25 protein-coding genes, 1 tRNA gene and 1 pseudogene are annotated in these 25,731 nt (G+C 62.8%); 16 read left to right on the forward strand and 11 right to left on the reverse strand.

Annotated elements, in window-relative coordinates:
• Nucleotides 1-146: 146 nt before the first annotated feature.
• The 5 genes from pal (at nucleotide 147) to JM946_RS11725 (ending at nucleotide 3,155) form a co-directional block, all read left to right on the forward strand.
• Nucleotides 147-671: a peptidoglycan-associated lipoprotein Pal gene (pal, locus tag JM946_RS11705; RefSeq protein ID WP_230979594.1), complete on the forward strand. Its 525-nt coding sequence runs from the start codon at nucleotides 147-149 to the stop codon at nucleotides 669-671.
• 23 nt (nucleotides 672-694) lie between these two features.
• The gene (ybgF, locus tag JM946_RS11710) at nucleotides 695-1,462 is read left to right on the forward strand and encodes a tol-pal system protein YbgF (RefSeq protein ID WP_203167462.1); all 768 of its coding nucleotides are present in this window, start codon (nucleotides 695-697) and stop codon (nucleotides 1,460-1,462) included.
• A gap of 74 nt (nucleotides 1,463-1,536) precedes the next feature.
• The gene (gene queE, locus JM946_RS11715) at nucleotides 1,537-2,229 is read left to right on the forward strand and encodes a 7-carboxy-7-deazaguanine synthase QueE (protein ID WP_203167463.1); all 693 of its coding nucleotides are present in this window, start codon (nucleotides 1,537-1,539) and stop codon (nucleotides 2,227-2,229) included.
• Nucleotides 2,230-2,304: 75 nt separating this feature from the next.
• Nucleotides 2,305-2,985, forward strand: coding sequence for a 7-cyano-7-deazaguanine synthase QueC (gene queC, locus JM946_RS11720; RefSeq protein ID WP_203167902.1), 681 nt, complete (start codon nucleotides 2,305-2,307; stop codon nucleotides 2,983-2,985).
• A gap of 94 nt (nucleotides 2,986-3,079) precedes the next feature.
• Nucleotides 3,080-3,155, forward strand: a tRNA-Lys gene (locus tag JM946_RS11725).
• 87 nt (nucleotides 3,156-3,242) lie between these two features.
• On the opposite strand, the gene JM946_RS11730 is transcribed toward JM946_RS11725, so the two are convergent.
• Complete coding sequence (locus JM946_RS11730; RefSeq protein ID WP_203167464.1) at nucleotides 3,243-3,896, reverse strand: glutathione S-transferase family protein; 654 nt, start codon at nucleotides 3,894-3,896, stop codon at nucleotides 3,243-3,245.
• Between the two features lie 149 nt (nucleotides 3,897-4,045).
• Here JM946_RS11730 and JM946_RS11735 point away from each other — a divergent pair, with 149 nt between their 5' ends.
• The 3 genes and pseudogenes from JM946_RS11735 (at nucleotide 4,046) to JM946_RS11740 (ending at nucleotide 6,506) form a co-directional block, all read left to right on the forward strand.
• Nucleotides 4,046-5,521, forward strand: coding sequence for a serine hydrolase domain-containing protein (locus JM946_RS11735; RefSeq protein ID WP_218042764.1), 1,476 nt, complete (start codon nucleotides 4,046-4,048; stop codon nucleotides 5,519-5,521).
• Between the two features lie 4 nt (nucleotides 5,522-5,525).
• Nucleotides 5,526-5,788 (forward strand): annotated as a pseudogene (locus tag JM946_RS31915) (hypothetical protein); the annotation flags it as partial.
• A 106-nt stretch (nucleotides 5,789-5,894) separates the two neighbouring features.
• On the forward strand, nucleotides 5,895-6,506 hold the full coding sequence (locus JM946_RS11740; protein WP_203167466.1) for a GyrI-like domain-containing protein: 612 nt from the start codon (nucleotides 5,895-5,897) through the stop codon (nucleotides 6,504-6,506).
• Here JM946_RS11740 and JM946_RS11745 read toward each other — a convergent pair.
• Both JM946_RS11745 and JM946_RS11750 read right to left on the reverse strand, forming a co-directional pair.
• On the reverse strand, nucleotides 6,481-7,617 hold the full coding sequence (locus tag JM946_RS11745) for a mechanosensitive ion channel family protein (RefSeq protein WP_203167467.1): 1,137 nt from the start codon (nucleotides 7,615-7,617) through the stop codon (nucleotides 6,481-6,483). The genes JM946_RS11740 and JM946_RS11745 overlap by 26 nt on opposite strands.
• Nucleotides 7,618-7,769: 152 nt before the next feature.
• A complete protein-coding gene (locus tag JM946_RS11750; protein WP_203167468.1) occupies nucleotides 7,770-7,973 on the reverse strand; it encodes a hypothetical protein in 204 nt (67 codons plus the stop codon).
• Between the two features lie 232 nt (nucleotides 7,974-8,205).
• Here JM946_RS11750 and JM946_RS11755 point away from each other — a divergent pair, with 232 nt between their 5' ends.
• Nucleotides 8,206-9,477: a PepSY-associated TM helix domain-containing protein gene (locus tag JM946_RS11755; protein ID WP_203167469.1), complete on the forward strand. Its 1,272-nt coding sequence runs from the start codon at nucleotides 8,206-8,208 to the stop codon at nucleotides 9,475-9,477.
• A 24-nt stretch (nucleotides 9,478-9,501) separates the two neighbouring features.
• A complete protein-coding gene (locus JM946_RS11760) occupies nucleotides 9,502-11,610 on the forward strand; it encodes a TonB-dependent receptor (protein ID WP_203167470.1) in 2,109 nt (702 codons plus the stop codon).
• On the opposite strand, the gene JM946_RS11765 is transcribed toward JM946_RS11760, so the two are convergent.
• Nucleotides 11,595-12,089 carry a hypothetical protein gene (locus JM946_RS11765; protein ID WP_203167471.1) on the reverse strand — a complete coding sequence of 165 codons (495 nt, stop codon included), beginning with the start codon at nucleotides 12,087-12,089 and terminating at the stop codon, nucleotides 11,595-11,597. The two genes, JM946_RS11760 and JM946_RS11765, sit on opposite strands and share 16 nt — an antisense overlap.
• Nucleotides 12,090-12,253: 164 nt before the next feature.
• On the opposite strand from JM946_RS11765, the gene JM946_RS11770 reads away from it, so the two are divergent.
• Both JM946_RS11770 and JM946_RS11775 read left to right on the forward strand, forming a co-directional pair.
• A complete protein-coding gene (locus tag JM946_RS11770; protein ID WP_203167472.1) occupies nucleotides 12,254-12,466 on the forward strand; it encodes a hypothetical protein in 213 nt (70 codons plus the stop codon).
• Between the two features lie 97 nt (nucleotides 12,467-12,563).
• Complete coding sequence (locus JM946_RS11775; protein WP_203167473.1) at nucleotides 12,564-13,424, forward strand: aldo/keto reductase; 861 nt, start codon at nucleotides 12,564-12,566, stop codon at nucleotides 13,422-13,424.
• Nucleotides 13,425-13,428: 4 nt separating this feature from the next.
• Here the strand turns inward: JM946_RS11775 and JM946_RS11780 are convergent, their stop codons facing one another.
• Genes JM946_RS11780 through JM946_RS11795 form a run of 4 tightly spaced genes read right to left on the reverse strand, consistent with a single transcriptional unit; the run spans nucleotide 13,429 to nucleotide 19,028 of the window.
• Nucleotides 13,429-16,503 (reverse strand): error-prone DNA polymerase, encoded by a 3,075-nt coding sequence (locus JM946_RS11780; RefSeq protein ID WP_203167474.1) that lies wholly within the window; start codon nucleotides 16,501-16,503, stop codon nucleotides 13,429-13,431.
• Nucleotides 16,504-16,506: 3 nt separating this feature from the next.
• Nucleotides 16,507-18,099, reverse strand: coding sequence for a Y-family DNA polymerase (locus JM946_RS11785; RefSeq protein ID WP_203167475.1), 1,593 nt, complete (start codon nucleotides 18,097-18,099; stop codon nucleotides 16,507-16,509).
• Nucleotides 18,100-18,101: 2 nt separating this feature from the next.
• A complete protein-coding gene (gene imuA, locus JM946_RS11790; RefSeq protein WP_203167476.1) occupies nucleotides 18,102-18,752 on the reverse strand; it encodes a translesion DNA synthesis-associated protein ImuA in 651 nt (216 codons plus the stop codon).
• A gap of 3 nt (nucleotides 18,753-18,755) precedes the next feature.
• Nucleotides 18,756-19,028 carry a hypothetical protein gene (locus tag JM946_RS11795; protein ID WP_203167477.1) on the reverse strand — a complete coding sequence of 91 codons (273 nt, stop codon included), beginning with the start codon at nucleotides 19,026-19,028 and terminating at the stop codon, nucleotides 18,756-18,758.
• Nucleotides 19,029-19,216: 188 nt separating this feature from the next.
• Here JM946_RS11795 and JM946_RS11800 point away from each other — a divergent pair, with 188 nt between their 5' ends.
• A complete protein-coding gene (locus JM946_RS11800; protein WP_203167478.1) occupies nucleotides 19,217-20,182 on the forward strand; it encodes an SOS response-associated peptidase family protein in 966 nt (321 codons plus the stop codon).
• A 21-nt stretch (nucleotides 20,183-20,203) separates the two neighbouring features.
• On the opposite strand, the gene JM946_RS11805 is transcribed toward JM946_RS11800, so the two are convergent.
• Together JM946_RS11805 and JM946_RS11810 are read right to left on the reverse strand one after the other, a co-directional pair.
• Nucleotides 20,204-20,641 carry a response regulator gene (locus JM946_RS11805; protein ID WP_203167479.1) on the reverse strand — a complete coding sequence of 146 codons (438 nt, stop codon included), beginning with the start codon at nucleotides 20,639-20,641 and terminating at the stop codon, nucleotides 20,204-20,206.
• A 78-nt stretch (nucleotides 20,642-20,719) separates the two neighbouring features.
• On the reverse strand, nucleotides 20,720-22,237 hold the full coding sequence (locus JM946_RS11810) for a phospholipase D family protein (protein WP_203167480.1): 1,518 nt from the start codon (nucleotides 22,235-22,237) through the stop codon (nucleotides 20,720-20,722).
• 83 nt (nucleotides 22,238-22,320) lie between these two features.
• Here JM946_RS11810 and JM946_RS11815 point away from each other — a divergent pair, with 83 nt between their 5' ends.
• Both JM946_RS11815 and JM946_RS11820 read left to right on the forward strand, forming a co-directional pair.
• On the forward strand, nucleotides 22,321-23,016 hold the full coding sequence (locus tag JM946_RS11815) for a DUF6445 family protein (RefSeq protein ID WP_203167481.1): 696 nt from the start codon (nucleotides 22,321-22,323) through the stop codon (nucleotides 23,014-23,016).
• Between the two features lies 1 nt (nucleotide 23,017).
• Nucleotides 23,018-24,385: a BNR repeat-containing protein gene (locus JM946_RS11820; protein WP_203167482.1), complete on the forward strand. Its 1,368-nt coding sequence runs from the start codon at nucleotides 23,018-23,020 to the stop codon at nucleotides 24,383-24,385.
• Between the two features lie 14 nt (nucleotides 24,386-24,399).
• On the opposite strand, the gene JM946_RS11825 is transcribed toward JM946_RS11820, so the two are convergent.
• Nucleotides 24,400-24,798 carry a hypothetical protein gene (locus JM946_RS11825; RefSeq protein WP_203167483.1) on the reverse strand — a complete coding sequence of 133 codons (399 nt, stop codon included), beginning with the start codon at nucleotides 24,796-24,798 and terminating at the stop codon, nucleotides 24,400-24,402.
• Nucleotides 24,799-25,223: 425 nt separating this feature from the next.
• Between JM946_RS11825 and JM946_RS11830 the strand changes: the two genes are divergently transcribed.
• On the forward strand, nucleotides 25,224-25,724 hold the full coding sequence (locus tag JM946_RS11830; protein WP_203167484.1) for a hypothetical protein: 501 nt from the start codon (nucleotides 25,224-25,226) through the stop codon (nucleotides 25,722-25,724).
• Nucleotides 25,725-25,731: the final 7 nt, after the last annotated feature.

Genomic DNA, 25,731 nt, shown 5'->3' on the forward strand with positions numbered 1-25,731 from the left:
CCATCAGGCTGGAAAAAGTCCCGCGAAAGGCCTTGAAGCGGCCGAAGTTGTGGCAAAATCCGCCGCAGTTTTGGTCTGCGAACGGCGACAGCGGAATTTTTCCGCGGCTTGGTCGGTCGTAACAACCAACCTTTCAGGAGAAGTAGATGCGTGTAACGCAGCTGATGCTGATCGCGGCGAGTGGTCTGATGCTGGCAGCCTGTGGCAATAAGCCGCTGCCCGAGGCGGGGCCGTCGTCCGAGCCGGTCGAGCCGACGACCAGCACCGAAGGCGCGAGCAGCGGCTCGGTCGGCAGCAGCGAGCTGTCGGCGGAACAGCAGGCGATGGAAGCGGCCAGGCAGGCCGGCGTCATCGTCTACTTCGACTATGACCGCGCCGAGATCAAGCCGGAGTTCGTGCCGGTCGTCGCGGCCCACGCCAAATTCCTGAATGGCAACGCGCAGCGCAAGGTTCGCCTGGAAGGTCATTCCGACGAGCGCGGCTCGCGTGAGTACAACATCGGTCTGGGCGAGCGTCGTGCGCAGGCCGTGCGCCGGGCGCTGATGCTCCAGGGTGTGACTGAAAACCAGATCACCACGGTGAGCTACGGCGAAGAGCGTCCGGCCGTGCAGGGCAGTGACGAGTCCGCGTACGGTAAGAACCGCCGGGTGGAACTGGTTTACGGTCGATGAGCAGAGCCGTTGCAATGAGTTTCATGCCAAACATCACAAGCGTGCGTGTCGGGCTGATCGCGGCCGCGGCAGCGATGCTGTCCGGCTGCGTCACCACGCCGCCGGAAGCCGATCCGGTGGTGCAGAAACTTTCCGAGCTCGACAGCCGCCTGCTGCGTCTGGAGCGCGTGCTCGCCAATCAGAGCCTGCTCGATCTGTCGCAACGGATCGAGGCGGCCCAGAACGAGACGCGCGTGCTGCGTGGTCAGCTGGATGAAGTGCAGCACGCACTGAACCAGAGCCAGACGCAACAGCGTGAGATGTACGGCGATGTCGATCGTCGATTGTCGGCGCTCGAAGGCAATCCCGGCGCTGCCGCCGCCGCTGGCGCTGCGCCGGCCATGGGCGGCTTGCCGATTCCGTCGGGTGACGATCGCGCCAACTATCAGGCCGCCTTCGATCTGCTCAAGGACGCAAAATATCCGGAAGCGATCAACGCGTTCAAACAGTACCTCACCAACTTCCCGAACGGCCCGCTGGCCGACAACGCGCAGTACTGGCTGGGTGAGGCGCACTATGTGACCAAGCAGTATCCGGACGCGCTGCGCGACTTTCGGACCGTGATCGAGAAATACCCGGAGTCGCGCAAGATCCCGGATGCCTTGTTGAAGATCGGCTATTGCAACTACGAGCTGAAGAACTGGGGCGAGGCGCGTTCGGCGCTCAACCAGGTCGTGCAGCGTTTTGGCGATACCACCGCCGCGCGCCTCGCCAGCCAACGACTGGCGAAACTGGATAGCGAGGGCAGGTAGCCGCACAGTTCGGCGCCGCCCGTCGCATGCGGGCGGTGCTGCTGCCGCTGCCGGGTGGTTCGATCAGTCTTGTCATGAACGTCGCTGACTCAACCACTGTCGATCCCGGCGCGGCCGCCACCGGCGCCGCGCGCGTCAAACTCACCGAGATCTTTGTATCGATTCAGGGCGAAGCGGACAGCGTGGGCTGGCCCACCGTGTTCGTGCGTCTCACCGGTTGTCCGTTGCGCTGTCAGTACTGCGACACCGCTTATGCCTTCTATGGCGGGGAGTGGTTCTCGCTCGATCAGGTGCTGGAGCGGGTGGCGTCGTTCGATACGCGCCATGTCTGCGTCACTGGCGGTGAGCCACTCGCGCAGAAGGGATGTTTCCCGCTGTTGCAACGGCTGTGCGACGCCGGTTATCGCGTTTCGCTGGAAACCAGCGGCGCGATCGATGTGAGTAATGTCGATGCGCGCGTGGTGCGTGTGGTCGATGTGAAAACGCCGGGCAGCGGCGAGGTGGCTCGCAATCGCTACGAGAATCTCGATGTGCTGCGGCCGGAAGAGCAGGTGAAGTTCGTGCTCTGCAGCCGCGCCGATTTCGAGTGGGCGCGCGATTTCGTTCGCGAGCGGCGGCTGCACGAGCGCTGCATGGTGCTGTTCAGTCCTGGCTACGGTCAGGTGTCCCCGCGCGATCTGGCTGAATGGGTCATCGACGAGCGCCTGCCGGTGCGGCTGCAGATTCAGCTGCACAAGGTGTTGTGGGGCGATACACCCGGGAAATAGCAACGGTGGACCGCTGGATGGCAAGTCCAGTGCTCTTGTGTCGAAGGGCCGCGATGGCGGCAGGCAATGAAATCTATGTCTGGTACTCGCGCTGTCGTGCTTTTATCCGGTGGCCTCGATTCGGCCACCGTGCTGGCGATCGCTCGCGAGCAGGGCTTCGAGTGTTATGCGCTGAGCGTGGATTATGGTCAGCGGCATCGGGCCGAGCTCGATGCCGCGAAACGCGTGGCCGACTCTCAGGGTGTGGTCGAGCATCGCACGCTGCGCATCGATCTCGGCGGCATCGGCGGCTCTGCGTTGACGGATTCGAGCATCGCCGTGCCCGAATCCCCGCAGGTCGGCATCCCGGTGACTTATGTCCCGGCGCGCAACACCGTGATGCTGTCTTTTGCCTTGGGCTGGGCCGAGGTGCTCGAAGCGCCGCGCATTTTCATCGGCGTGAACGCAGTGGACTATTCAGGCTATCCGGACTGCCGGCCAGCCTTCGTGGCCGCCTTCGAGCGCGTCGCGAACCTGGCTACCAAAGCGGGCGTGGAGGGCACGGTGGCGTTCAAGATCGTGACGCCGCTGATCGACCTCACCAAGGCTCAGATCATCCAGCGCGGCGTGGCGCTGGGTGTGGACTATTCGCTGACAGTCTCCTGCTACCAGGCCGACGACGCCGGCCGGGCCTGTGGCAGCTGCGATTCCTGCCGCCTGCGCCGCGCCGGCTTCGCCGCCGCCGGCGTGCCTGACCCGACGCGGTACTTTCGATGAGCCCGATTTCGAGAACGCCAAGCGGTGAATTCCGGCGCTCATTTAGGTATGATGCGCGCCCCGTCGGCGCCCGAGCCGACGCCAAGTCCCCAGTGGGTCGGTAGCTCAGTTGGTAGAGCACTGGACTTTTAATCCATTGGTCCTGGGTTCGAGTCCCAGCCGACCCACCATTTCCACTTCGCCAACGCCGCGTTCACTCTTGCACCGATGGGCTCGTCCTCGCACCGAGTGCGATGTTTGTTCGAGCCGAACGCTCATCATCCTTTCGATGTGGCGGCGGTGAAGACCGCCAGCTGATCGGCGAAGGCGCGCTGATAGGCGGGCCGCGCTTCGCCTCGGGCGACGTAAGCGGCGAGGTTCGGATATTTCTCCACCTCACCCGACCCATCCAGTCTGCGCAGCACCGTCACCATCAGCAGATCGCCGGCGCTGAACTCGCCGTCGAGCCAGTCGTTGTCGCCGAGTCGACGGGAGAGTTCGCTCAGACGTGCGCGCACTCGATCATTCAGCATCGCCAGACGCTCTTGATGCCAGCGCTTGTCTCGATCGAAGTACATCCCCATCTCGCGCTCGACGATCGGCGGCTCCACGGTATTGAGCGCTGCAAACATCCATGAGATGGCGCGCGCTCGCGCATTGGCATCTTTCGGCAGCAGACCTGCATGGCGCTGCGCGATGTGGAGCACGATCGCGCCCGACTCGAACAGTGTGAGGTCGCCTTCTTCATACGTGGGAATCTGGCCGAAAGGATGCAGATCAAGGTGCGCCGGCTCCTTCATCTGCTGGAACGAAACCAGCCGAACGTCATACTGCTGCCCCACTTCCTCGAAAGCCCAGCGCACGCGCATGTCACGCGCCAGCCCCTGGCCGCGATCGGGCGATTTTTCGAAAGAAGTGATGGTGGGGATCATGGAATCGCTCCTGGTTCTGGATGTCTCGCCGTTGGGTATCCAGAGGACGAACCAAGGCTCCGCCTTCCGACACTCTGCTGCAACCTTCTTCGCACGCGCAACGTCGCAACTTGGCTGTTGCGGGCCGAACGAGGGAGCGGTGAATGACGATGAGCACGTGGTGCTACGGATTGAGCATGATGTTGTTCGCGATTTCGCCGCCTGCGGCGCTCAGCGCGGACCGGTTCGAGCCAGCTCGTGTGCGCATTAGAAGCGTCATGACGGCGCACAACATTCCGTCTGTTTCGGTGGCCATCGCTCACAAAGGGCAAATCGTCTGGGAAGAAGGCTTCGGCTGGGCCAACGTGCAGCGCCGCGTTGCCGCCACTTCGCATACTTTGTACCCTCTGGCATCGATCACCAAGCCGATCACGGCCACTGCGCTGATGGTGCTGGTGGAGCAGGGCCGTATCGATCTCGACAATCCCATTGACGGCTATCTCGGTACGCAGAAAATCACGGCAAAAATAGGCGACCCAAAAGACGCCACGGTCCGCCGCGTGGCCGATCACACCTCGGGGCTGCCCCTGCATGCCATGTTTGTTTACCGCGACGAGCTCGCCTCGCGCTCACCCATGGAGGAGATGATCCGGCGATACGCCGTGCTGACAGCGCCACCCGGTGAAGCGCATGTCTATAGCAACATGAACTACGGACTGCTTGGATACGCGATCGAGCGTGTCTCGGGGAAGACGTATGCTCAGTTCGTCACTGAGCAAGTGTTGGCTCCACTAGGGTTACACGAGAGTGTCATCCCCGAATCCATCGGTCTCGACGGCTCGGCGACCGGCTACTGGGGCGATCGCGTCGTTCCGCCGAACGATAGCGTCACGAAGGGCAGCAGCGGCGCATTCATGAGCGCGCATGATCTGGTCCGATTCGGAATGTTCCATCTGCACGGGGAACTGCCAGGCCAGAAGCGGACCGTGTTGTCTCGCGCCAGGCTCCAGTCGATGCGGGAAACGCGGCCACTCGTCGATGGCTCGAAGGTGGACTATGGGATCGGTTGGGTGGTCGGCCGACGACATGGCTTGGATTATTTCGGCCACAACGGCGGCAAGGCCGGCAGCGCCACCGTGCTCGCGATCTACCCTGAAGCCGAGGCAGTCATCGTCGTGCTCGGCAATGGCGTATCGCGCGTCGGCGCCGTTCATCTCCTCGAAGCCGATCTCATCCATGCCCTGCTGCCGGACACCATCCGCGCCGACCACGGCTACAAGCCGACTCCAGAGATGGCTGGTCGCTGGCGAGGACATATCGACACGTACACCGGGCGCATCGCTTTGGATCTCGATCTTCAGCCCAGCGGCAGAGTCCTCCTCTCCATCGATTCGGCGCCCGCCCAGGAAGTCATCAAGGTGAAGCTGGATCCCCGGACGTCCACACTCCAGCTCGGTGACATCGTCGGCGACCTGGGCACTCCCGATGCCCGGCGCCATCCGGGACCTCTGCAGCTGTCACTACGGCTCAGAGGCTCGGATCGGTTGACCGGTGCGATCACTTCGAACTCGTTGGAGACATTGTCGCATCGGATGGGGGATGCGCTTTCGTATTGGGTCGAGATGGGGAAAAGCGAGCGTCGTTGACGGTCCGGGGACTTCGATCCGTTTAAACATGATGTTGGTACAAGCGCTTCGCCTGTATCTGGCAGAGCCTCCCCATACCGGCATCGGTTGGTTCGCAGCTCTCGCCGATCCGCAATTGTGCGCATCGATCAGCTTGGCTACGAATCCGAGCACGCCTTCAACACCGCTTTCAAGCGCGTGATGGGGCATTCGCCAAGAAAATATGCGCGTGCTGGATCGAAGGGCAGTCCGGCGCCACGGAATACAAATTCCCAAGCATCGTCATGACCAGTGGATCGGGAGCTCACCTGATATCATGAGCGGGGCGGTATGTTCGTGAACATTCCAGCGCTGGCGAACGACCGGACCATTCGAGGCGGGCACGCGGTGAGGCATGAGCAAGATCGACTTCAAGAAAGTACTGAAGCACCTCTATTCCGCCTCCGCCAAACAGCCGACACTAGTCGACGTGCCGACGCTCAACTATCTGAGCATCGACGGCGCGGGCGATCCGAATACGTCGAGCGAATATCAGCAAGCGGTGCAGGCTCTATTCAGCCTGGCGTACACGATCAAGTTCGCGATCAAGAAGGGTGCCGCGGCCACCGACTATGCGGTGATGCCGCTGCAGGGGCAGTGGTGGGTCGACGACATGAGTCAGTTCAGTGTCGCTCGCAAGGACGAGTGGAAATGGACACTGATGATCATGCAGCCACCGCCAGTGACTGAGCCTCTCGTGCAGGCGTGCCGCGAGAAGCTTGCGAAGAAGGATCTGGTGGCGCTGGCCAAGGTGGAGTTCGCGGCATTCGCGGAAGGAAAGGCGGCGCAGATCCTGCACATCGGCCCTTTCAGTGAAGAGGGGCCGACGATTGCGAGGCTGCACCGCTTCATCGAAGAGAGCGATGCGAGCCTCGCGGGCAAGCATCACGAGATCTATCTGAGCGACATCCGCCGGGCCGCACCGGCCAAGTGGAAGACCATCATTCGTCAGCCTTTGAAGAAGTAGCATCGAGCGGGCTGTCGCGCCGTTGTTTGACGGCGCCCGCCGGGGCGGGCGTCTGATCCACGAGATACAGCTTCTGCGTGGGGTAAGCAAACTCCACGCCCATTGCCAACAGCTCGCGGTGCAGGCGCAGGTTGATCTGCTGCTGAATATCCATGTACTTGTTGAAATCGGCGGATAGCACGTAATAGACCGTCTCGAAGTCGAGCGAGGCGGCGGCGTGCTTGGCGAAGTGGCTGCGATCGAAGCGCGTGTCCGGCTGAGATTCTACGATCTCGCGAATGAGGCTCGGGATGCGCTCGATGTGCGCTGGATCGGTCTCGTAGGTGATGCTCGTGCCGAACACCACCCGGCGCTCGTTCATGCGGCCGTAGTTGCGCACGCGGCTGGAGAGCAGATCGCTGTTGGCGATGACGATCTGTTCGCCGCTCAAGCTGCGCAGCCGCGTGCTCTTGATGCCGATGTACTCCACGCTGCCCATGAAGTCGCCGACGATCAGAAAGTCCCCGACCACGAACGGGCGATCCAGGGTGATGGACAGCGAAGCAAACAAATCGCCCAGCACGTTCTGGACGGCCAAAGCCACCGCGATGCCGCCGATGCCCAGGCCGGCGATCAGCGCCGTGATGTCGATGCCCAGGTTGTCGAGGGTCAGCAGCAACACCATCGCCCAGATGACGACGTTGAGCACGAAGCCGATGATGCCGAGCGAGCCCACCGCCGCGCGGTCGGTGGCGAGGCTGCGTTGCCGCTTGCGGTCCAGCCAGATCGCCACCGCGGCGACCATCCAGATGCCGGCCTGCCAGAACAATGCGATGGTCACTGCGGACTGCAGTACGCGCTGCACGGCAGGACCCTTCACCAGCCACTGCGAGCCGATGAACAGGGCGACCACGACGAGCAGCAGCAGCGTGGTGCGGCTCAGCACCTGAATCGGAATCTCCAGCAGCTCTTTTTCTGTCGTCGCTTGCATCTTGCTGTGATACGTACGCACGGTGCGTCTGACGAACAGCAGCACGAACAGCGCGACCGCGGCCACGCCGAGTGCAATGCTCCAGTCGAGCAGCGTGTTGTCGAAGATGGGTAAGCGAGACAGGCTCTCGTAATCGGTCATCAGGCACTCCCAGCAATAACGACGAGCACGCGCACGCACGCGGCGCGAAACGGTGAAGTATATCGCCCGAGGGGGATGCGTTGAACCGAGCTGCTCAGTGGCGGCAGGGGCCCCCGCCAGCGCTGCTTGATAGGGAAGCCGGTTGGAGCGGCCTATTTGCTGTCTGCGTCACGCAGTTCTTCGGCCCACGCAGGCCGCGACACGGACCGCTTGGGCTGTTGCTGATCCTTGAGAAAGCCTCTGCTCGGCTGAAACTCGATGGCCTTGACGCGGCGTTGAAGCGCTTCGGCCAGCGAAGCATCCTGTTCGAAGCGTGGGCGCGAATCGGGTTGTTTGCGGAACAGCTTGGAGATCATGGGGGCATTATGTAGCGCGGTTCTACAATGAAGATACACGCCGTCCTGGTGAGGGAAAGTGAGACGATGACGGCGAGCGCCTTCAGACAACCCCCGATGAGGGCATGAGGCGAATCGTCAGCGGCGAGGTGGATTGCATTCGCAGGCCGAGAAAATGATAATGATTCGCGTCGAGACTACTCTCTAAGCGACCCCCGCCGGCCCGTCGCTTCACTGCTCCGTGAACGCAACCATGTCGATGGGTCGGCAATTCTGGGTGATCGCGCACCGCTGGGCCGGGCTGACCATCGCATTGTTTCTGGCGGTCGCCGGAATCACCGGCGCGCTGCTCGCGTTCATGCACGAGCTCGAAGCATGGCTGGCCCCACAGGCGCACCTCGTCAGCGCGCCCACAGCTGATTCGAAGCCGTTGGATTCCGTCGAGCTGCGCGAGCGCATACAGGCGCTCTATCCCGGCGCGGTCATCAACTATTTGCCGCTGCATGTCGAGCCCGGCCACACCCTGAAGTTGGGGGTGGACCGGCTCGATCCGGTGTCCGGTGCAATCGCTCCATGGTCGCCGACCATGGATGAGGTGTTCGTCGATCCGTACACCGGCAAGATCGTGGCCGAGCGACTGTGGGGCGATCCCACTCAGGGCGCGATCACGCTGATGACGTTCCTGTATCGGCTGCATTACACCCTGGCTTCAGGAAAGATCGGCCGCTACGTGCTCGGAATCGCGGCGCTCGTCTGGACCGTGGATTGTTTCATCGGCTTCTTTCTGACCTTGCCTCAGCGACGTAGACGAGAAGCGAGCTGCGCCGAGCAAAGCGCCCGACCGTGGTGGCCGCGCTGGAAGCCGAGCTGGCTGGTCCGCTGGCGCGGCGGCAAGCACAAAGTCACATTCGATTTGCATCGCGCCGGTGGCTTGTGGCTGTGGCCGCTGTTGTTCGTGTTCGCGTGGTCGAGCGTATCGTTCAACCTCGACGAAGTGTATGACCCGGTCATGAAGCTGTTCGGCCAGGAGCAGTTGCTGGACGGGGTGCCTGCGCTGGCGAAGGCTTTGCATGCGCCTACGCTGGATTTTCGCGCAGCCGTCGAGCGTGGGCGTGAACACGCGCGTCGCGAAGCTGAGCATCGCGGGCTCACGCTCAATCCGGAAGGGTTCAGCGCGCTGCTGTATCGCCCGAAGCAAGGTGTGTACGTGTACTACTTCACTACGGATCGTGATTTCACCAATCGCGGCGGCAGGACCATGGTGCTGTTCGACGGCAACACTGGAGAGCTGCGCAAAGTGCGCCTGCCTCAAGGCCAGAACGGGGCCAACACCTTCACCAACTGGATCCTCGCTCTGCACATGGGCTCGGTCTGGGGGCTGCCATACCGCATCGCCGTCAGCGCGCTCGGCCTGCTGGTCACGATGCTGTCCGTCACGGGTGTGCTCATCTGGATGAAAAAGCGCGAGGCTCGCAGTCTCGCCGCGCTCAAGCTCGGCCGCGTTCGCAGCGCCGTCGCTCAGTAATCGAATCTGTTGGGAGTTGACCTCATGATCAAAAAAGAATGCGTCGCCGTGTCCGCGCTGGTCGTCACGGTTCTTGCTGGAAACGCCAATGCGGCCGATTCGGCGCGCGGACTCGAAGAGGTGATGGTGACCTCCAGCCGCATCGATCGCCCGCTGAGCACCATTCCCAACACCGTGACGGTCATCAGCTCGGCGGAACTGGAACAGCAGCTGGCGATTCACAACGACATCTCGACCGTGCTGGGCAACTTGATTCCCAGCTTTTCGCCCAGCCGTCAGAAGATGACCAACGCCGGCGAGAGCCTGCGCGGTCGCAAGCCGCTTTACATGATCGACGGTGTGCCGCAGTCGAGCCCATTGCGCGAGGGCGGTCGCGATGGGCACATCATCGACTCCGCCGTGCTGTCGCGGGTGGAAGTCCTGCACGGAGCGAACGCGATTCACGGCCTTGGTGCGTCCGGCGGCATCATCAACCTGATTACCAGGCGCCCATCCGAGAAGTTCGAGCAGAGTGTCCGTGTCGACAGCACGTTCCAGACCGAGGATGTGGGCGAGAGCGCCGATTACGGCGTGACGTACAGCATCTCGAATCGCTTCGGCAACGCCGATGTGCTGGCGAGCTTGAGCTATCGCGAGGCGGGCATTGCCTACGACGCCAACGGCGACGTCATCGGCTCCGACAACACGCAGGGCGACACCATGGACTCGCGCACGATCAATGCGTTCATCAAGACCGGCTACGAGTGGGACGATCAGCGCGTCGAAGTGATGTTCAACCGATACGACATCGAGGGCAACAACGACTGGATCTCGATTCCCGGCAACGTCGCGACCGGCACGCCGAGCAGCGCGGTGAGGGGCTTCATCGAAGGCGAGGGCGCACGTAACAAAGTCACGAATCTGGCGCTCACCTATACGAACGAAGTGTTCCTTGGTCAGAACCTGCGCGCGCAGATCTTCAGTCAGGATCTGGAAGCGACCTACGGCGCCGAGGCGACGCCGCTGGATACCTTCCAGGATCCGGCGTACGGCCCCAATCTGATCGATCAGTCGCAGAACAACTCGGAGAAGCAGGGCGTCAAGCTGACGCTGTCCAAGCGCGACATCGCCGGACTGCCGGTCACCGTGGTGTACGGCTTCGACGTGCTGATCGATGAGACCTGGCAGGAGCTGATTCAAACGGGGCGCAGCTGGGTGCCGAAGTCGCGTTATGAGAATTACGCGTCGTTCCTGCAACTGGATTACACCGGCATCGACCGTCTGACGCTCACCGGCGGCTTGCGTTACGAGGACGCCAAGCTCGAAGTCGATGACTTCACCACGCTCGCTTCAGCCGGCAGCCGGTTCGTCAGAGGCGGCGAGCCGTCATTCTCGGAGACGCTGTACAACATCGGGGCGACTTACCGCCTGACCGATGCATGGCGCGTGTTCGCCAACCGGGCCGAGGCGTTCTCGATGCCCGATGTCGGGCGCGTGTTACGCGGCATCAACATTCCCAATCAGAGCGTCGAGAGCTTCCTCGATCTCCAGCCCGTGCTCACCGAGAACACCGAGGTCGGCCTCGAGTTCAAAAACGCCGTGCTGGATGCGCAGGTCGCGTACTTCCGTTCCAGCTCCGATCTGGGCCAGCGTCTGCAGCGGGGCAGCGACGGAATCTATTCGGTGCAGCGGGAGAAAACGCAGATCGATGGCGTCGAGTTTCGCACCGCCTGGCATGCCACCGACGCCGACACATTCGGTATCCGATATGCACACACCGACGGTCGCTACGACTCCAACGCCGATGGCCGCGTCGATGCGGATCTCGGCGGCGCGAACGTCGCGCCGGACCGCGTCAATGTGAGTTGGGACCGAGCCTGGTCACCGGCCGTGAGCTCGCGCCTGCAGGTCAATCATCTGCTGGATCGCGACTTCGAAAACAGCGCCGGCGTCACGACGGTCGAGTTCGACGGCTACACCACGGTCGATGTGAGCGCCGACATCGCCGCCTTCGGCGGCACGGTGAGCGCGGCGGTCCAGAATCTGACCAACGAGGATTATTTCACCTATCACTCGCAGACCAACGCCATCGACGTGCGCTACTTCAAGGGCATCGGCCGGACCTTCCGGCTGCAATATCAGGTGGGGTTCTGACGCGACAGCGCTCGTTCCTTGAGTACCGCGGCGACGGCCTCGCGAGCTTCGGTCTCGGTGGTTCCAGGAGGAAACTCGAACACCTCCTGGCTATCGAACGGATTGGTGAATCGCACCGGCTCGCCGCGGGCGAGTTGACCCGAGTCGGACCACTGCGATGAGGATGTTTGCTGTGCCGTGGGCGCCGTGGACGACGAGTCGTTGCGCTCGGACGGCTTGAGCACGTGCGCGGCGCCGGCGATCGCTACGATCGCAATGATTGCGACGGGCAGACGCGAGGGGCGGTGTGTGGATGCTGGCAAAGCATCCGGTTCGAGCGACAACACGATCGCTGTCGGTTTCGACGGCTGCAAAGCCTGCGCCGCCTTGGGCGGGTCGATCGGCATCGCATCGGACAGCGCCAGCAGCTCCTGTGCGCTCAGTTCCACCTCCGTGTCTGCCGCTTCGATCTGCGGAATGACCTGGGTCGATTCGCTCATGAAGTTCCTCCCTTTCGGAACTACACGTAGAGTGGACCGGATGAGTTCCTCACCACCATTCGGATCACGGAGAAACGTGACCGGAATCACAATACCCCGCACCTCGCCGCGATATGACAAATGCACATTCATAATGGCGCGAGCTTCAAAGAACCGGAGGATCCATGAAGGGCGCCTTGATTTCGGGAATGGTAGTTGCACTGGCCGGTGCGTTCGTCGTCTTCAAAGGCGTGAGCTACACGCGCGAGGAAAGCGTGATCAAATTCGGCAGCCTCGAGGCCAAGATGCAGCAGAAACATCGGGTGCCGGAATGGATCGGCGGGGTTGCGTTGGGCGCGGGATTGGTGCTGGTGATCGTGGGGCTGAGGAAGCGCTGATTCGTTCGACAGCGTACGAAGGAATCACCGACGCCAGGCGGCGATTGACGGGTCGACGGCAGAGGCGGAGGCTGTGGGCTTTCCAGCGGAGACCACCATGGCAACTTTGACCGCGGCACACGCAGGCACTTTCCGGATCGGCGGCGAACTCGAAGTGAACCGCCTGGGCTTCGGCGCGATGCGCATCACCGGCGAGGGAATCTGGGGGCCGCCAGCCGACCAGGCCGAAGCGTTGCGAGTGTTGAAGCGCTTGCCCGAGCTCGGCATCAACTTCATCGATACCGCGGACTCGTACGGGCCGGACGTCTCGGAGCAGTTGCTGCGCGAGGCGCTACATCCGTATCAAGGGTTGGTGGTCGCGACCAAGGGCGGCCTGACCCGTCCCGGTCCGGACCGGTGGGTGCCCAATGGCCGACCCGACCATCTGATCAAGCAGGCCCGCGACAGCTTGCAGAAGCTGGGCGTGGAGCGCATCGACCTGTGGCAGTTGCATCGTATCGATTCGAAAGTGCCGCGCGACGAACAGTTCGGCGCCGTCAAACAGTTGCTCGACCAAGGCGTGATTCGATTCGCGGGCTTGAGCGAAGTCTCCGTCGAGGAGATCCAAGCCGCCGCGAAGGTATTTCCCGTCGCCACGGTGCAGAACCTTTACAACCTCACCGATCGGAGCGCCGAAGCCGTCCTGAACTATTGCGAGCAGCAAGGCATCGGCTTCATCCCATGGAATCCGCTCGCCGCCGGCGAACTCGCGCGGCCCGGCTCCGCCCTCGATGACATCGCCAGGAAATATCGCGTGGCGCCGAGTCAAATCGCGTTGGCGTGGCTGCTGGAGCGCAGTCCGGTGATGCTGCCGATTCCGGGCACTTCCAAAGTAAAACATCTGGAGCAGAACGTCGCCGCGGTGCAGATCAAGCTCGAAGCCGGCGAGCTGGCGACACTGGATAAACTCAACTCCTAACGCGTCAATGAAAGTCGCGTGACGGCACACGCAGGACGCCCAGCCAGTGGCTGTGGTCGAATAACGCCTGCGCCACGACGGTTTTGACGCCGCTCTCGTGCTGGAACGTGCCGCGAACCTCCAGTAGCGAAGCGCCCAGAAAGGCCGCGCGAAACGCTTGCGCGACTCGATTCCAGACAATGATTTGCACGATGCCGGTTTCATCTTCGACAGTCATGAAAGTCGTGTGGTTGGCGGTGCTCGGGGTCTGACGCAGCGTGACCAGCCCGACGAAGCGAACCTCGGCGCCATGTTCGGAGTCCAGCACCTCCCGAGTGGATTGGATGCGCCGTCGAATCAGACGGTCGCGCAGCAGCGCCACCGGATGGCGACGTAGCGATAGCCCCGTGCTGCGGAAATCCGCCAGGATGTTTTGACCTTCGCTGGGAGAGCGCAGCAGGGGAGTGGCTTCGTTCGGCGGCGCATCGGCCAACAGCGCATAGTCGGTTTCCACGCCGGCAAGCGTCCAAGCAGCGTGATGACGGTTGCCCGCCAGCGCAGACAGCGCATTCGCGCCGGCCAATAATTCCAGATCGCGGCGAGACAACTGACTGCGGTGAACCAGATCGCCCGTGTCGGAGAATGGGCGAGCGTTGCGTGCGCTCAGCAACTGCGCGACTGCCGCTTCGCCCAAGCCCTTGACCAGCCGCAGCCCGAGTCGCAACGCTGGTGCTCGTCCCGGCGAATCGACTTCGAGCGTGCAGTCCCATTCGCTTCGGGTCACATCGATGGCGCGAACCTCGACGCCGTGTTCCCGAACGTCACGAACGATCTGCGACGGCGTGTAGAAGCCCATCGGCTGACTGTTGATCAGGCCCGCGGCGAACGCCGCCGGCGAATGGCATTTCAGCCAGCCGCTGGCATAGGCGATGGCGGCGAAACTGGCGGCGTGACTTTCGGGAAAGCCATAGGCCGAAAATCCTTGCAGCTGTCGCCATAGTTGATCGGCGAACTGCTCGCTGTAGCCGCGCTCTCGCAATCCTCGTAGCAGCTTCTCGTGAAACCCCGCCAGGTTGCCGTGGCGGCGCCATGCGGCCATCGCTCGACGAAGCGCATCGGCTTCGCCCAGCGTAAAGCCCGCGGCCACGACCGCCAGCTCCATGGCTTGTTCCTGCCAGATAGGAACGCCATTGGTGCGTTCGAGCACCCTGCGCACCGCTTCGCTCGGATAGGTGGTGGGCTCCAGGCCCATGCGTCGGCGCAAGTAGGGATGCACCATGTCGCCGACGATGGGACCGGGGCGCACCAGACCGATCTCGATCACCAGATCGTAGAATTGCCGCGGCTGCAGTCGAGGCAGCATCGACATCTGAGCACGCGATTCGATCTGAAACACGCCGACTGTATCCGCGCGACAAAACATTTCGTAGGTCTGCGGATCCTCGCTCGGGATCGTTCTCATGGTCAGTGAGTCGCCGGTGGCGCGATTGTGCAGTTCGAGCGTCCGGCGAATGGCCGTCAGCATCCCCAAGGCAAGCACGTCCACCTTCAGCAATCCCAGCGATTCGAGATCGTCCTTGTCCCACTGAATGACAGTTCGATTCGGCATGCTGGCGTTCTCGATGGGCACCAGCTCATCCAACCGCTGCGCAGCGATCACAAATCCGCCCACGTGTTGGGAGAGATGGCGCGGGAACCGCACGATCTCGGCCACCAGTTGCATCAACCGTTCCACCATGGGATTGCCGGCATCGAAACCGGCTTCGGCAAGCCAGTTCGGCAGCTCCTGCGGGTCGTCGGTTTCGCGTCGAGCCAACGCGCCAATCAAGCGTTCGATCTGCAGCAGGTCGAAGCCGAGCGCTTTGCCAACGTCCCGAAGTGCGCTCTTCAATCGATACGTGATGACGGTCGCGGCGATGCCGGCGCGATGACGGCCATAGCGCTCGTATAGATACTGCATGACTTCTTCGCGGCGTTCGTGTTCGAAGTCCACGTCGATATCGGGCGGCTCGTGGCGCTCCTTGCTGATGAAGCGCTCGAACAGCACCGACTGCCGCGACGGATCGACGATGGTGATGCCGAGGCAGTAGCAGATGACGGAGTTGGCGGCCGAGCCGCGTCCCTGGCACAGGATGCCGCGGCTTCTGGCGAATCTCACCAGGTCATGGACGGTCAAGAAGAAATGTTCGTAGCGCAGTTCGGCGACCAGCGAGAGCTCGTGTTCGAGCAGTGTCTGCACGTGCTCGGGAATCTGCTCGGGCCAGCGCTCAGCCGCGCCTTCGTACGACAGCTTGCGCAGCCAGCTCGCGGCCGTATGTCCTGCCGGGACCAACTCGGCGGGGAACTGATATTTGATCTCATCCAACGAAAATTGACATTGCTCGGCCACGCGGACGCTTTCAACCAGCCACTCGGCGGGATAGCGCGCCGCCAGCGTCTTGATGGCGTGGAGGTGCCGATCGCGGTTGGGTTCGAGCGCATACCCGCACTGTGACAACGGAGTGCGCAGACGGATCGCGGTCAGCACATCCAGGAGCGGCTTGCGATCGCGTACGTGCATCAGTACGCCGCCGCAGGCAGTCACGGGCAGGTTCAGTGTTTGCGACAGGTGGCGTGCGCGATCGACGTGCTCGCGATCATGGCCGTCGTGATGCAGCTCCACGCCAATCCAGAGGCGGCCTGGAAATTTCGTCCGCAGCCAGTCGCCATCGCCTTCCGCGTCGTCATCGCCGGGCAGCCATATCAAACAACACTCATCGAGCGCGCCGTCCAGCCAGGCGCGCTCGAGTGTGTATGTGCCTTTGACGGCCGCGCGCCGCGCCTTTGTGATCAGGCGACACAGGTGGCCGTAACCACGACGGGACTGCGCAAGCGCGATGACGGTCAACCCGTCGGCGCACGTGAGCGTCGCGCCCACGATCAGAGGAAGGTTGTGTTTTTTAGCGGCCTCATGGGCGCGCACTACGCCCGCGACGCTGCACTCGTCGGTGATGGCGATGGCGCGATAGCCCAGTTCCGCCGCGCGCTCGACCAGTTCCTCAGGAAACGACGCGCCTCTCAGGAATGAGAAGTTGCTCAAGGCGTGCAGCTCGGCGTACATCGCTCATCCAAACAGCCCGTGCACGAACCATTGATGAGGGGACATCAAGTCGCGGAAGATCCAGCAAGCCACGCCGTCTCGCCTGCGCGCTCGGTAATACGCGCGCCGCACGCTCGCGCCTTCCCAAGCCTCGGTCTCGATCGTCTCCGGGCTCGATTCGATCCGAAACATCCCCTGACGATATTCGCGTGTTGCAGGTCTCGGCTCGCGAAACAGCCACAGCGGTCGCCGGGGCAAACGGGGCGGGGTGGAGATGGCCGTCAATGTTTGCGACGGCGGCTCCGCGCACTGCGCTCGTTCCGGCAGATGATGAGCGCGGACGGTCAATGCGCGAATCGCATTCACACCAAAACGACTCTGCAACTGCTCGAGCAGACGAGCTTTGAGCTCGGACGCAGAGGGAACATCCGTGCGCGTGGCCGGGTCCATGGCAAGCGACTGATTGCGGGGATGGGCCACGAGCAATCGAGGCGCGTCGATCAACACTTCACGCACTGGCGCACGCAGCACCAATCGATCGAGGTGTTCGCGCAGCAAGGTGGCCACATGCGCCGTATCGGCCGTTGCCTGCTGTAGACGAATCGCTACGGGCGTGGAGCCTTCGCGGTGTTTCAACGTGATCAGAAGCTCGTCGATGCTGCGGGCCGAGCCAATCAGTGTGCGTTTCAAGCGAGCCAGCGGACGTTCCAACAGTTTCTCGAGCAGCGCCGTCGTTTCAATCTCGAAGTCCAGCAGAATCCGATCGTGATAACTGGGCGGTGTCGACCACCCATGATGCAGCCAGGCCGTGCGGCCCATGGCCTGTTGCAGCTCGCGAACCGGCCCGGCGCCGATACGCCGGGCCAGATCCTTGCGCGACAATCGCATCAGATCCGCAAGCGTCGTCACGCCGAAGCGCGTCAATTGCAGTTCGATCGGCAAAGGCCATTGCAGGCTTGCGATCGGCAGCGAGCCGAGCGCCTCCGCGAGCTCGCGTGGCAGGCAGACGCGCGGCGCGCTGTAGGCTCGAGCAAGCCACTGCGCGCTTCGAGCGGTGGGGGCGAGAGCGAGTTGCAGACCTGCATTGAGCCCGCTGAGATCGGCTTGTATGCGCTCCATGAGTGCGGCGTGTCCGCCAAACAAACGAAAACTGCCGCGCACTTCCAGCAACACTTCATTCGGCGGCTGCATGCTGACCGCCGAGGTGTACTTCAGGCATTCGTCCGCGATACGTTCGAGCAGGCGTGCCTCGGCTGAAGCATCGCGTGAGATCAGCGTGAGCGAGCTGCACAAGGCGATCGCGGCATTCATGCGATGACCGGGGCGAACGCCCTGGTTCCAAGCCTGCTCATTGCAAGCCACCACATGTTTCAACCGATCGTCGTCGATCACGGCCCACGCTGAACCATCGAGCATCGCACGTCGATCCAACGGCGCCGCGTTATAGGCCGCTGCGAGTGACAGATTGGCAAAGTGCAAGGCCAGCCACGCCTGCGATCGGCGCCGTGAGGCAGAGGGCGCAGGGGGGGGCGCCGGCAAAGATTCCGTGAGCCGCGGCGGCGGCGTCACCGGCCGAGCCGGCACTTCGAACAGCAGCAGTTGAGCGGAGGCGGCCATCGCTATCTCGCCTCGCGCGTGACGCGATCCACATCGGAAGGCGCAATGCGCACGATGCTGGGTCGGCGGCCTTGCATCTTCAGAATCGCAAGCTCGAGCTCGTCCACTTGCGGCCGGAGCGCGATTCGCAGCGTGGCTGGCGAGGCGAGACGAGTCTCACTCGTCGGTCGAAACAACACGCCCACGCTCCGGCCCGTCATGGCGGCGAGCTTGAGCGTTCGTAACGCCGCAGGCTTCAAGTGCCGCGTCCATGCGATGACTGCGAGACACGCGCCCGAGCGCAGCGCCTGAGTCATCGCCCATTGCAGGTCGGCGGGTTGCGATATCGAACACACCCAATGGTCGTTGGGCGCGAGGCCGTATTGAGTGAGTGCGATCGCGTGCAATTCGAATGGAGGCGACAACCACAACACGATTTTGGGGGCCGTAAGCGCCGAGGCGCCCTGCGCCGTGCGCAGCAGGCCGACGAGCAGTCTCAGCTCGCCAATGCCATGATCGTCACACAGCAATTCGATGAGCGAGGGCAGCGGCCAGCCGCCGCCGAGGGCTCGATCCAAGGGCTGGTAGCCGGTCGAGACGCATTGAGATTGAACGGGCGCGAGCGACTCTGCACGCCACAGCAGCGGAATGTCGGCGAGCGTGACGGTGTTCATCGCTCACTCCCGTTCCCGGCGGCGCTGATTGATCTTCGACCACGCTTGTATGGCCGGGCTGCTCGATGGCGGCCGCCGCGCTTTGGGTCGATCTTCGAACGCGCGCGTCAACGCGACGGGATCCAGACACACGATCGTGCAATTGGCGCAGGAGAACAGGGCCGTCGTCACTCGCGATCCGTCCGCGCGCGTGAACACCACGCGCTGGAACACGGTGCCATTGCAAGTGGGACAACAAATGTGATCGGGCCGGTCCGGCATGACGAAGCGTTGCACTGTACGGATGTACAGATCCTAGATCGCTTTGGCCGGCGGTGGAAGAAGCTAGACCGGCATAAATGCGTCGTCGATCCCCCGTGGTGGGGTAAGCGGCTGATCGCGCGTTGAATTTTTTTTGGGTCGAGGTTCAGGCGCTCATGGCATGATCTTGATCTACAGCAAGTCGTTGTGTCAGGTGTTCTCTCATGTGTTACGCAGCGCTGGTCGCCGCGGACTTACGTCGTCTGGAACGCGAGTTGGGCGCTCGCCTCGACATGGCCGCCTTTCAGCGCGTCTACGAGGCTCGGGTGGGCGATCCGAAGGCGTTCAAGCTGCCGATCGCCGTGGATCGGCAATTTCTCGGCATGAACGACCCAGCGGCCGCGCCCATCGTTGCCGCGATCGAGACTTATCGCCAGCAGCGCACCACTGAATGGCAGACCGAGATTTTCGAGCAGCGTCGGCGACATGCCGACGCGCAACGCAAGCTGGCGCAGAAGGTCACCAAGGCCGCGCAGAAGGATCTGCAGGTGTCGGCGGACAAGATCGAGCAGCGCTTGAAATGGCTGAACGATTTTCGCGGTGCCGAGCCGACCGAGGAAGACGCGGTCATGTATCCGATGCACTATGGCCCGTTGATCGTCGAGGCCGACGGGCAACGGCAGATCGCGCCCATGCGCTATCACTGCCGACTGCCCGGTCATGCGCCGGACATGGACAAGCGCCTGCAAGGAAATTACAACGCGCGCATCGACTCACTCGAGGATTGGTGGCGTCCCGTGTTCGGCAAGTATCACGGCTTGCTGGTTCTCGACGGGTTCCGAGAGAACGTCAAACTCCACGACATGCAGGGACGCGAGCTGAAGGAGGGCGAGCGACCGGAGAACGTCGTGCTCCAGTTCAATCCTCAGGACGCCACGCAAATGCTGGTCCCCTGCATCTGGTCCCGATGGCAGCGCGGTCCCGAAGAGCTGTATTCCATGGCGCTCATCACCGACGAGCCGCCATCCGAGGTCGCCCAGGCCGGCCACAACCGCTGTCCCATCAATCTCACCCGGGAAGCGGCGCTCGCGTGGCTCGCACCGCGCGGACGCACCGCCAAGGATCTGTTTGAGATCCTGAGCCAGCGTCACCGGCCTTATTACGAACATCGCATCGCCGAGGCGGCCTGAGCTTCGGAATGTTTGTTTTGCTCAGCCGAGCGAGCGCTTCGCGCTGAGCTGATGGATTGCGTCGGCGACTTCCTTGTCGAGTCGGTGCGTGCCTAGGATGACGAGCACGTCCGGCTGCGGATGCAGCCACTGCTGGCTTTCTGGCGGGCCGTCGTCCGAGTCATCGTCGCCGCAGTCGGGCCACATGAAGATCACCGGCACGGTGCGGGTTCTGGGATGCTGGCGCAGGCGGGCAAGGATGGCGTTCACCGGGACGAGCGGCAGGTCCGCCGCGAGCACGATCAGATCCGGTGTATCGGGCTCCTCGGTCAGCAAGCCTCGCTGAAACAGGAAGCGCACGGCTTGCTCGCCATCTTTCACTCGCAGGATCTCGGCTTCGGGCTGGCGCCGACGCACGCCGTTGGCGATCGACGCCCAGTGGCTGTCGCGGGGTTCCGCGACGAGTACGTTGTAACTCATACGCGCTCTTGTTGTGGCTGCTACTTCTGAACACGAACGAGCCGCGCAAAGAGTTGCAGCGCGCAACTCCTACTTGCTTCAGAGCAGCCATTCGATCGGCAGTAGGGCAAGCAGCGACACGAAAGCTCTACGCCACCACGGTGCGTTGGGCTCGTGGTGATGAACGATCTTCAGATCCTCGCGCGGCTCGATCCATGCGAGCCGGCCGCCGGTGCGCAATTGCACCTGATAACAACGTTCCGGGAAGCGACTGGCGAGGCCCGAGGCGATGTCTTCGGCCAGCTCGGGACATTCCATGATGAATCCGATCTCGGTGTTTAGCGCAGCCGAGCGCGGATCCAGATTGAACGAGCCGATGAACACACGCGTGCGATCGACCGAGAAAGTCTTGGCGTGCAAGCTCGAGCCGGAGCTGCCGGTAATCCTGCGATCGCCCCGCGCGCGATGCCAGGTGGTTCGCATCAGCTCGTAGATCGTGATGCCGCTTTGGAGCATCCGGCGCCGGCGTTTCGCGTATCCCGCATGCACCGCCGTCACGTCGGTGGCGTCGAGCGAATTGGTCAGGATCGTGATCTTGACGCCTCGTTGCGCGAGGCTCGCGAGCATTTTGGCGCCTTCCGCGGTAGGCACGAGGTACGGCGAGATGAGTTGAAGTTCGTGCCGCGGCGTTCCCAGAACTTCTTCGAGCCGCTGCAGGAGCGTGCCACGCGGTCCACGTCGCCCCAAACCTTTGGCCGGATCGTCGCTCACCATGTGAGTCACTGCCCATCGATAGCCGAGCGTGCCGGCCAGCAGGTCGTGCACGAAGCGCGAGGTCTCCAATGCACGCATGTACGTTTGCGATGCTGGGCTTGCCACGACGGCCTCGGCCGCAGCGCTGATCTCGCGAATCGCGGCGGTGTCGACATTGGGCAAGATCGACTCGGCGGGATAGGACGAGGCGCTGTGCCAGTAGCGCTCGAAATCCTTGGACACATCCTCGACCACTGGGCCGATCGCCAGCACATCCAGATCCACGAAGGCGAAGTCCTGATGTGCGTCGAAATATTCATCCCCGATATTGCGGCCGCCGACGATGGTGACCTGGTTGTCTGCCGTGAACGTCTTGTTGTGCATGCGGCGATTGAGGCGCGCGAAATCCGTGAAGTAGTTGAGCACTCGCCAGCGGCGCAACCCGAACGGATTGAACAGGCGCACCTCGATTTTCGGATGCGCGTTGAGCGCGCTGAGCAGCGGATCGAGCCCGGCCGTGTTGTTGTCATCGAGCAGCAGCCGAACTCGCACCCCGCGGTCGGCAGCGCGGCGCAGGGCGTCGAACAGCAAGATGCCCGACATATCGTTGCGCCAGATGTAGTACTGGATATCGAGGGTGCGCTCGGCTGCATCCGCCAGGAGCGCTCGGGCCGCGAATGCATCGCGGCCATCACGAAGCTCGACGATGCCCGACTTGCCAGGATGCAGACGCACCCGTGGCGAAACGGATTGGAGCAGTCGCGTAGCGGAGAAATCGGGCAGCGGCGAGGGCGGGCGATGTTCGGGCCTGCGCAGTCGCCACAGCGGACGCCGTGCTGTCGAGGGCCCTCTGGTTGCGGTCATGATGAAGAACGATGGACTCGGGTGTTGCCGCGATGATCTTAAAATGCCAGGGTAGCGGCACCTCGAGGGAAGGGGAAGGACGCGTGATTCTGGAGCTCCACCCAGACATTCGGATCGAAAGGCTCGCCATTGGCCGCGAGCAGGCGCCGCTGCTGGTGATCGACAACTTCGTGGCCGAGCCGGAGCGGCTCGTCAGCCGGGCGGCCAAGACGCAGTTCGGGCCGGGCGGTCGCTTCTATCCGGGAATCCGGGCCAAGGCGCCGCCGTCCTATGAACATTTTCTGGCGACCCGGCTGCGGCCGCTGCTGGCCGAGCATTTCGGCATGGTCTGTGAGTCCCTGCGGCTCAGCATGTGTCACTACTCGCTGGTGACGACGCCGCCCGCCGAGCTGAGCTTGCCGCAGCGTCTGCCTCATGTGGATTCGTTCGCGCCCGAAGGGGTGGCGACCATTCATTATCTTTTCAAACAGAATCTGGGCGGCACGGCATTTTATCGTCATCGCGCCACCGGATATGAATACCTGGACGAATCGCGCCGGCCCGCCTATTCGCAGGCCCTCGAGGCCGAGTGCGGCGGGCTCGACCGGCCCGCCGCGGAGTACATCAACGGGGACACCGCGATCTTCGAGCAGGTGGCGCGCGCGGAGAGCGTGTTCAATCGCATGCTCGTGTATCGGCGTAACTCACTGCATTCTGGATCCATCGATCGCAGCTTCGTGCCGAATCCCGATCCTCGCACCGGACGACTGTCGATCAACAGCTTCATCGATCCGGAATAGCATGGACAGCAGGACTCGGCGCAGCGTCAGCCGTTCGCGGCTTCTCGCGGTGGTGGCCTGCTTCGTGGCCGCATCGATGGCGGTGCACGCGCGAGCAGACGAAGTCCACGCGCGCTTGCTCACCATCGGCCCTGCGTATTCCGGCAGCTCGGTGAATGTCGTCGCGAATCGCAGGCACTCGTTGTTCACCCATGGCCGCATGCAGTTCGCTGCGTACTACGACAACGATCATCATCTGGTCCTGGGGCGACGCTCATTGGACGGCGGTGAGTGGATCACTCAGCGCACTGCCTTCAAGGGAAACGTCAAGGACGCGCATAACTCCATCAGCATTGCGGTCGATGGCGCCGGCATTCTGCATGTCGGCTGGGATCAGCACGACAATCCTCTGAACTACGCGCGCGGTGTGCGGCCACTCGAGCTGGAGCTTGCGCGTGTGCCGTACATGACGGGTGTCGCCGAAACGCGAGTCAGTTATCCGGAATTCCATCTGCTGGGCGATGGTGACTTGCTGTTCTTGTATCGCGACGGGCAGTCGGGGCGTGGTCGCCTGGTGCTCAATCGATACTCGGTGAGGCAGCGCGCTTGGCGAACGGTGCAATCGAATCTCATCGACGGTGAGGGCCAGCGGAGTCCGTACTGGAACTTGACCGTCGACAGCGGTGGAGGCGTGCACCTCGCCTGGCTATGGCGCGACACGCCGGATGTCGCCACGAATCATGATCTCGCCTATGCATTCTCCGCCGACGGCGGAGCGAGCTGGCGTTCGAGCGAGCGCGCCGCCTTGACCATGCCCATCACCGTTGCCGCGGACGCTTACGTTGCGAAGATTCCGATGCGGCACAATTTGATGAACCCTCCCTGGATTGCCACGGACGCGCGCGGGCAGCCGTACATCGTGAGTTACTGGTCGGACGCGCCGGATTCTCCTGCGCAGTTTCGCGTCGTCTACCGCTCCAAAGACTCCTGGCAGACAGAAACAATCACGCGCCGCACGGAAACATTTGCGCTCGCCGGCGCCGGCACGCGTCGCCCGCCGATCTCACGCGGCGTTCTGGTGGTTGAAAACACCATCGACAGCGCTCCCGCTGCTCATCTCGTCTATCGAGATGATGCCGCGGGCGGCGCTCTTCTGATGTCGACGGATCGATTGGGTTCGGCCGAGTGGCGACAGCGCCAGCTGACGCGCACGTCACCGGGCGCTTGGGAGCCGACCCTCGATCCGGTGCAATGGCAGCGTTACCAGCAGCTCCATCTGCTCATGCAGAGCGTCGAACAGCGCGATGGCAACGATGCCGAGGATGCTGGCACCGCCGCAGCCGAGATAGCCACGTTGATGATCGATCCACGTGTCGATCAGGCGCGCTGACGCGAGCCGGGGCGTTAAACCGGCTCGTGAGTTTCGAAGCCCGAGGGCCCCAGGCCCTGGCAGGACACTTCGACGCGTTCGCTTCGGGTCGCGGTATAAGCCATGTTGACCAACTGCTCCGCCTCGACATCCGCCTTGCTGTCGAAGCGCAGCAGACGACCGTCGGGCATGGTCATGTACACGGCCACGACCAGGTTGCACTGAGTGACCACCACGGATGTGAGCGGATGTCCTTCCACTTGCGGGGCATTCTTCTCGACGCCGATCTCTTCACCTCTGGCCAGGCCCTCACCGTTGCTTCCACAACCGCCAGGCGTCGGGCAGATCGTCACTGCGGTGACGGGATTGAGACCCGCTGTCGCATTGGAGGAAGTTGGATCGGAGCCGGTCGCTTCGGTAGTCCGGGACGACACGGACGATGGGGCAAATCCCTGCAACAAGGTAGCTGCGGCGATGGCAGCCAGGGAAAGAGGGCGTTTCACTGAAGACCTCGACGAGAAAAAGGGATACAGCGCTTGGAGTGCGAATGGCAACTCTCGCTTTTTGTAGCGCTTGGTGAGGGTAAACAGTTCCAGAGTCAAAGCCGCGCCGTGCTTAACATTTGATAGGAGGAGGGAACTCTCCGCCGAAGTCACAATCGTATAGAGACTCGCGGCGCGCTCGCTGCACGGGTGCTCAGAACACACGGAGATGTTGCATGGGGATGACAGTGGGCAACACCGCTGCACGCGTATGCGTGGGCGCGCTCGTTGTCACACTGCATGTGATAGTGCTCTTGTTTGCTCTCAACGCGCGGTTCACTCGCCGGGAAACCGGCGCTGAACCACGCGCGCTCACATTGGTCGAGGTCGACGAGACTGACCGAACGGAGCCTGCAATCTCAACGCTGCAGACCATGCCCGAGCCGACGATGCGCATGCCGCGTCTCATCGAAGCGCCACCCGCACCGGCATTGCCGCCGACCGAAAGCGTCGCGCCCACGGCTCCCATTAGGGACTGGCGTGGCTCACTGGATGCCGCGGCGACTGCGGTGGTGGCGAAGGCGATCAAAGATGGTAGCTATCATCCGCTCGGGCCGGTCGAGCGCGAACGGGCGGGCTCCACGATGGCGCCGTCGGTCTTCGAGACGCCGCGGCGAAAAGCGGGCGACATCGACCACGATCCAGTGAGTGGCCGCACGCTGATCTGGCACAACGAGAACTGCTTTACCGAGCTGCGCTTTCCTACCATCAAGGATCCGAACGCGCTGGTCGGTGCGCCGAACCCGCCCAAATGCATGCGATCGATCGGCGAGCGCAAGGCCCGCGGCGATCTGTTCGAGTCGATGGGCAAACCGTGACTGTGGA

The sequence above is a fragment of the Steroidobacter gossypii genome (genome assembly GCF_016801985.1).
GTDB classification, from domain to species: Bacteria; Pseudomonadota; Gammaproteobacteria; order Steroidobacterales; family Steroidobacteraceae; genus Steroidobacter; species Steroidobacter gossypii.